The organism is Salipiger sp. HF18, assembly GCF_011806505.1.
GTDB classification, from domain to species: domain Bacteria; phylum Pseudomonadota; class Alphaproteobacteria; order Rhodobacterales; family Rhodobacteraceae; genus Salipiger; species Salipiger thiooxidans.
In genome coordinates, this window is the sequence record NZ_JAATOS010000227.1 from 1 (window position 1) to 6,454 (window position 6,454).

Here is a 6,454-nt window from a genome sequence, read left to right on the forward strand (position 1 = left end):
GTGATTCCGTCGGACGAAAGGGAAAGCGCGAAATTCGGTACCATGGCCGATCTCTATCACTGCTCAAGTGCTTGTGGGAGTCCCATGACGCCCGATGCCCGGCTGTAGCGGCTCTTTGCCGAGCCAGTGGGCGCCTGCGGGACGGGGCCTTGAAGACCTCTTCTAGAGGTTCGATGTTACCTGAGATTGAGCATGTTTGAAGGAGTATTTTCCATGCGTCGTTTCGTTCTCGCCGTCCTCTGTGCCGCGGCGCTGCCTCTTGCCGCAATTGCGCAGGAGCAGGGCCCGCAGATCACCGTCACCGGCGAGGGCCGCGCGGCCGCGGTTCCGGACATGGCCACGGTCACCCTGGGCGTCACCGCGCAGGATGCCGATGCCGGTGCTGCCATGGCCGAGACCAACCGCGTCGCGGGCGCCATCCTCGACCGGCTCGAGGGCATGGGCATCGAGGCGCGCGACCGCCAGACCTCGGATCTCGGGCTGCAGCCGGTCTGGAGCAACTACCGTGACGATCGCGCGCAGGAGATCACAGGCTACGAGGCGAGCAACCGGCTCACCGTGCGGGTGCGCGACCTCGCCCAGCTGGGTGACGTACTGGGCGCGGTGACCGAGGACGGCGCCAACCGGCTCTCGGGGCTGAGCTTCGGCCTGCAGGACCCGGACCCGGTGGAAGAGGAAGCCCGGCGCGACGCGGTGGCCGACGCCATGCAGCGGGCGCGGGTGCTGGCCGAGGCCGCGGGCGTGACGCTTGGGCCGGTGCTGTCGATCAGCGAATCCGGCGGTGGCTACGCGCCCGAGCCGATGATGATGATGGAGGCGCGCGACAAGTCGGTGCCGGTGGCCGCGGGCGAAACCGTGCTGGCGGCGCGGGTGACCATGGTCTTCTCGCTCGGCGAAGGCGACCAGTGACCGAAGTCGTGGCCGTTGCGCGGGACGCCGCGCACCGGTTCTCGAAGCAGCTCTGCCCCGGGATCGTGCTGATCGCGGGGCAGGGGGTCGAGGGTGACGCCCATCGCGGCGTCACCGTTCAGCACCGGTCGCGGGTGGCGCAGGACCCGACCCAGCCCAACCTGCGGCAGGTGCACCTGCTCGCGGCCGAGCTGCTCGACGAGCTCAATGCCAAGGGCTACGACGTGGGCCCCGGCGAGATGGGCGAGAACGTGACGACCCGCGGCATCGACCTGCTGGCGTTGCCGCGCGGGACCCGGCTGGCGCTGGGAGAGGCCGAGGTCGAGGTGACCGGCCTGCGCAACCCCTGCGCGCAGATCTCGGGTTTCCGCTCGGGGCTCCTGTCGGAGGTGCTGATGCGTACGCCGGAAGGCGGTCTGGTGCGACGGGCGGGGATCATGGCGGTGGTCATCCGTGGCGGGGCGGTGACGCCCGGCGACGCGATCGCGGTCAACCTGCCGGCCGCGCCGCACCTGCCGCTCGAACGGGTCTGAGCGTCGTCGTCTTCGCGGATCCGCAAATCCCCGGAAAAGCAAAGGGCCCGGCGCTGCCGCCGGGCCCGGCCGGTCATCCGGCGTTCTTCAGCGCCTGGTCGAGGTCGGCGATCAGGTCGTCCGGGTCCTCGATCCCGATCGAGATCCGCACCACGTTCGGTGCGGCCCCGGCGGCGATCTGCTGCTCTTCGGAGAGCTGGCGGTGCGTGGTCGAGGCCGAGTGGATCACCAGGCTCCGGGCATCGCCGAGGTTGGCGACGTGGCTGAAGATCTCGAGCCCGTCGACGAATTTCAGGCAGCTCTCGTAGCCGCCCTTCAGCGCCACGGTGAACAGCCCGCCCGCGCCGTTGGGACAGATCCGCGCCACCCGGTCGTTGTAGGGCGACGAGGGCAGGCCCGCGTAGGTCACCTGCGCCACCGCCGGGTGGTTCTCGAGCCACGAGGCCACGCGCACCGCGTTCTCCACGTGCTTCTGCATCCGCAGCGACAGGGTCTCGATGCCCATCAGCGTGTAATGGGCGCCCTGCGGGTTCATCGTCATCCCGAGGTCACGCAGCCCCACGGCGATGGAATGGAAGGTGAAGGCCAGCCCGCCGAAGGTCTCGTGGAACTTCAGCCCGTGGTAGGCGGGCTCGGGATCGGCGAGCGAGGGGAACTTGCCCGAGGCGGACCAGTCGAACTTGCCGGAATCCACCACCGCGCCGCCGGTCACCGTGCCGTTGCCGGTCATGTACTTGGTCAGCGAGTGCACCACCAGCGTCGCGCCATGCTCGATGGGGCGGCAGAGGTAGGGCGTGGCGGAAGTGTTGTCGACGATGAGCGGCAGCCCGGCGCGGTCGGCAATGGCCGCCACCGAGTCGAGGTCGGTGACGTAGCCGCCCGGGTTGGCGATGCTCTCGCAGAAGATCGCGCGGGTGTTCTCGTCGATGGCACCCTCGATGGCGGCGGGGTCGTCGAAATCGACGAAGCTGCAGGACCAGCCGAAGCGTTTGATGGTCTGGCTGAACTGGGTGATTGTGCCACCGTAGAGCCGCGTCGAGGCGACGATGTTCAGCCCCGGGCCCATCAGCGGGAACAGCGCCATGATCTGCGCCGCGTGACCGGAAGAGACGCAGACCGCCCCGGCACCGCCCTCGAGCGTCGCGACCCGCTCCTGCAGCGCCGCCACCGTCGGGTTGGTGAGGCGCGAGTAGATGTAGCCCACCTCCTGAAGGTTGAAGAGCGCCGCGGCGTGATCCGCATCGCGGAAGACATAGGCGGTGGTCTGGTAGATCGGGGTCTGACGTGCGCCGGTCGCCGGATCGGGGCGCGCGCCCGCGTGAACCTGCAACGTGTCGAAGCCGTGAGTCATCGAGTCCTCCCTCTGGATTCCCTGCCCGAAAGGGTTAGGACATTGTGGCCCGGCTCACAACAGGCGGCTTGGTCGCGGGGGTGTGGCTGGGGGCTTGGGTGTTGCGGCATGGCCGTGAGCAGGCGTTGGCGGGGGCGTGGTGGCGACAGGGCGCGCGTGGACCCTGCGCGCTGCGCGCACCGCAGCCCGACCGGCGCACACGGCTCCGGCGTCCTCACATCCCCCGCCGAACCGCCCCAGGCACAGCGCCATCCCGAAGCCAGCGCCAGCGCGGCATCGCCTCAGGCGGGCGCCGCTCAGACCTGCTCCAGCACCTCGACGCAAAGCACCGTCGGAAGGTGCCGCGCGATCTCCTGCCAGCTGTCGCCCTCGTCGGCGCTGGCGAAGACCGAGCCGGTGTTGGTGCCGAAGTAGACGCCGGCGGGCTCGGCGTGGTCGGTGGCCATGGCCTGCCGCAACACGGTGAAAAAACACGATTGCTGCGGCAGCCCGTCGCGGCAGGCGTGCCAGCTCTCGCCGCCATCGCGCGAGCGCCAGACCGCGGCGCTGGCCTCGGGCGGGAAGCGGCCCTCGGTGTCGCCGTTCAGCGGCAGCGTCCAGATCGTCCCGGGGTCGCGCGGGTGCACCCCGATGGGAAAGCCGAAGGTCGAGGGCAGCCCGTCGGTGATCTCGTCCCAGCTGCGCCCGCCATCGCGCGAGCGGAAGACGCCGTGGTGGTTCTGCTGGTAGAGCATGTCGCCGTCGCCCGGCGCGTGCTGGAGGTTGTGCACGCAATGGCCGGTCTCGATGCCGTCCCCGGACGCCGGGTGGCTCGACGGCGTTGCCGGGGCGTTGGAGCGGCGGTTGCGGCGCTCCCATGTGTCGCCGCCGTCCTCGGAAGCGAAGACCCCCGCCGCCGAGATCGCCACCCAGATCTTCTCGGGCGCGTCGGGCACGGTGACGATGCTGTGCAGCGTGAGCCCCGCCGCCCCGGGCTGCCAGCTGTCCGAAGAGGGGTGATCGGCGAGCCCGGCCATCTCGGCCCAGGTCTCGCCGTCATCGGTGCTGCGGAAGAGCCGCGCGGGCTTTGACCCGGCGTAGAGCGCCTGGGGTGTGTGGCGCACCGACCAGAGCGCGTCGAGTCGCCCGGTGAAGGGGGCGGGGGGCTGCGCCGTGACGCCCAGCAGCTTCGCCGTGTCGGGGTCGTTGCGCACCCAGTCGTCCATCTGCCCGTCGGCGAGCTTGGCCAGCGTCCAGTCCCTGCCGTCGCCGCTGCGCCAGACCCCGGCGCCGAACCAGTCGTTGCCGCCCACCGCCCAGATCCGCCCGGTCTGCGGGTCGCCGCCCATGTGGTTGATCGGCCAGCCGTCGCAGAATGGCCCCGCGACCGACCAGCCGTCGCCCTCGGGCGTGCCGGAGAGCAGGAAGGCGCCCTTGGTGGTGCCGACGAGGACGGTCGCGTGGGTCATTTTTTGGGCTCCGAATGCGTGTGGTGAAAATACGATGATATCAACCTATCACGAAGTGACAGATTCGCGGAACGCGTTTTCGGATCACCGGCGAGGTGCCGCTGTCTTGCTCTGAGCGGGGCGGGCGCCTCAGCGCATCCACAAGCCCTCGCGCTTGAGCCGGTTGCGGATCACCTGTTCGCGCCGGGGCAGGTCGTCGCGATCGAAGAGCGCCCGCGCCTTCGCGCCGCGCCCCTGGTAGACCATGCGCCGGATCGGCTCGTATTGTTTCAGCACCTGCCGGACCCGGTGCGGCGCGGCAATCTCCTCGAGCCGCTGCACCACCGCGTCGGCCTCGCGGGCGTAGAGCAGGGGCAGCGTGCGGTAGTGGCAGGTCACCGCGCCATCAAGCAGCCCCTCGGGAAGCGCCTCCCGCCCGCCGCCGAACGCGTGGATCACCAGCGGCAGCGCGATCTGGTCGAGCCACGGGTCGAGGCTCTGGCACACCAGCTCCGGCGGTGGGTCGTCGCGGATCTCGAGCGCGTAGTCGAGGAAGCGCTGCCCGAAGCGGCGGGGGCATTCGTAAAAGAAGAAGCCCGCGTTGAAGTAGAGGTAGCGGCGCCAGTGCTCCTCGGGCCAGCCGGTGTCGAGGGAGCTTTCGAAATCGAGCCCGAAGCGGTCGTAGAGCGATGTCCAGATGGCGGTGTAGCCGGGGCCGTAGAGCTCGATCTGCGGCCACGTGCCCTCGCGGCGGAGCGAGGCGCCGGGCCGGGCGAAATCGAAGGGCACGGAGGCGAGATCGCCAAGCACCAGCGTGTCGGTGTCGAAGAACACGAAGGGCTCGCCCTCGGGCAGGGCGGCAAGCGCCTCGATCTTGTTGCCGTAGGGATAGGCCTGCCCGAAGTGGCGGCTCTCGAAGGGCAGGAAGGTGGCGCCGTGCGCGCTGAGAAGCTCCCGCACCTCGGCATCGAGGATGCGCGGGTCCTGCGACCAGAGCGGCCCGGGCTGCGGATCGGCCACGAAGAGCTGCACCTGATCGCGCGGGGTCGCGTGGGCGAGCGACAGGGCGAAGAGCAGTGCCTCGTACTGCAGCCGCCCCGCCTGTCCGACGATCATCACATTGAGCGGTTGCGCCCGCGCCGGTGCTGTCATGCCCCCCGCCTGCCTCGTGTCCTGCGGTGTTTTCCCGCCATCATAGGCCGCCGGAGGGCGTCGCGAAAGCGCCGAAGGGCGCGGGCCGCGCCGTCAGATCTCGATGGCTTCGAGAATTTCGGGCTCGATCACCTTCACCCCGGGCAGGCCCGCGGCCAGCGCCTCGGCGGATTGCTCGAGCGCGTCGAAGGTGCGGTAGTGCATGGGGATCACGGTCTTGAAGTCGAAGTAGGTCTTCGCCGCCCAGGCCGCCGCCTTCATGTCCATGGTGTAATAGCCGCCCGCCGAGAGCATGCCGATGTCCGGCTTGTGATAGGCGCCGATCCACGCCATGTCGGCCATGATCGTGGTGTCGCCCGAGAAATAGATCGTGTGGCCCTCGCCCTCGATGATGAAGCCGGTCTCCATGCCGGTGTAGACGGGCTTGTCGTCCACGGTCATCGACGAGCTGTGCGAGGCGGGCACCATGGTGATCTTGACCTCGCCAAAGGCGATGGTGCCGCCCTTGTTGAAGGCGTGGCCGGCGTTGGCGCCCTGGCTTTCCAGCAGGCCGATCAGTTCGAACATGCCGGAGACCGGCAGGCCGGTGTCCTTCGAGATCTGCACCACGTCGGAGCTGTGGTCGAAGTGGCCGTGGGTCATGAGGATCTGCGTCGCGCCCTCGAGCGCCTCTGCCTTGCGGTCCTCGGGCATCTTGGGGTTGCCGTTGAGCCAGGGGTCGATGAGCAGCACCTGATCCGCGATCTCGAAGCGGAAGGAGCCGTGGCCGAGCCAGATGATCTTCATGGGGGAATCCTCCGGTTGCGTGTTCCGGCCCGACGGTAGCGCAACTTTGCGGGGGGTAAAGGGGGCGCTGCCCCCATCTGCCTGCGGCAGACTCCCCCGGGATATTTATGGCCACTGGAAGACGGGGCGTTCAGACGGGCGTGTTTTCCAATGGCCCCAAATATCCCCGCCGGAGGCAGGCACGAGGCCGCGAACACGCGGACCGCCGGGTCTTTCGTCAGGCCGCAGGCCAGGCGCGGGCAAGCCCCGCCATCAGGGCGCGGTCGGTCAGGTCGAGCGGGCCGCTGGCGCCGGGC

At 69.4% G+C, this 6,454-nt stretch carries 6 protein-coding genes; 2 read left to right on the plus strand and 4 right to left on the minus strand.

All coding sequences use genetic code 11. From position 1 onward, the window contains the following. The first annotated feature begins 213 nt into the window (after window positions 1-213). Both HC022_RS16665 and HC022_RS16670 read left to right on the plus strand, forming a co-directional pair. Entirely contained in the window at window positions 214-909 is a 696-nt protein-coding gene (locus tag HC022_RS16665) for an SIMPL domain-containing protein (RefSeq protein ID WP_040384165.1), read from the plus strand. Next, complete coding sequence (locus HC022_RS16670) at window positions 906-1,442, plus strand: MOSC domain-containing protein (protein ID WP_167453178.1); 537 nt, start codon at window positions 906-908, stop codon at window positions 1,440-1,442. The genes HC022_RS16665 and HC022_RS16670 overlap by 4 nt, the downstream gene beginning before the upstream one ends. Before the next feature lie 73 nt (window positions 1,443-1,515). Here HC022_RS16670 and HC022_RS16675 read toward each other — a convergent pair whose 3' ends face one another. The 4 genes from HC022_RS16675 to HC022_RS16690 form a co-directional block, all read right to left on the minus strand. Then, complete coding sequence (locus HC022_RS16675; protein WP_167453179.1) at window positions 1,516-2,793, minus strand: O-acetylhomoserine aminocarboxypropyltransferase/cysteine synthase family protein; 1,278 nt, start codon at window positions 2,791-2,793, stop codon at window positions 1,516-1,518. Window positions 2,794-3,089: 296 nt separating this feature from the next. Further along, window positions 3,090-4,241 carry an exo-alpha-sialidase gene (locus HC022_RS16680; protein ID WP_167453180.1) on the minus strand — a complete coding sequence of 384 codons (1,152 nt, stop codon included), beginning with the start codon at window positions 4,239-4,241 and terminating at the stop codon, window positions 3,090-3,092. 129 nt (window positions 4,242-4,370) lie between these two features. Continuing rightward, a complete protein-coding gene (locus tag HC022_RS16685; protein ID WP_167453181.1) occupies window positions 4,371-5,372 on the minus strand; it encodes a hypothetical protein in 1,002 nt (333 codons plus the stop codon). A gap of 93 nt (window positions 5,373-5,465) precedes the next feature. Further along, window positions 5,466-6,158 carry a metal-dependent hydrolase gene (locus HC022_RS16690; protein WP_167453182.1) on the minus strand — a complete coding sequence of 231 codons (693 nt, stop codon included), beginning with the start codon at window positions 6,156-6,158 and terminating at the stop codon, window positions 5,466-5,468. Window positions 6,159-6,454 lie beyond the last annotated feature (296 nt).

What these genes read in the sequence shown, in the direction of transcription:
- HC022_RS16665 (WP_040384165.1), top strand. Translation starts at nt 214, where the DNA reads ATGCGTCGTTTCGTTCTCGCCGTCCTCTGTGCCGCGGCGCTGCCTCTT.
- HC022_RS16675 (WP_167453179.1), bottom strand. Translation starts at nt 2,793, where the DNA reads ATGACTCACGGCTTCGACACGTTGCAGGTTCACGCGGGCGCGCGCCCC.
- HC022_RS16680 (WP_167453180.1), bottom strand. Translation starts at nt 4,241, where the DNA reads ATGACCCACGCGACCGTCCTCGTCGGCACCACCAAGGGCGCCTTCCTG.
- HC022_RS16685 (WP_167453181.1), bottom strand. Translation starts at nt 5,372, where the DNA reads ATGACAGCACCGGCGCGGGCGCAACCGCTCAATGTGATGATCGTCGGA.
- HC022_RS16690 (WP_167453182.1), bottom strand. Translation starts at nt 6,158, where the DNA reads ATGAAGATCATCTGGCTCGGCCACGGCTCCTTCCGCTTCGAGATCGCG.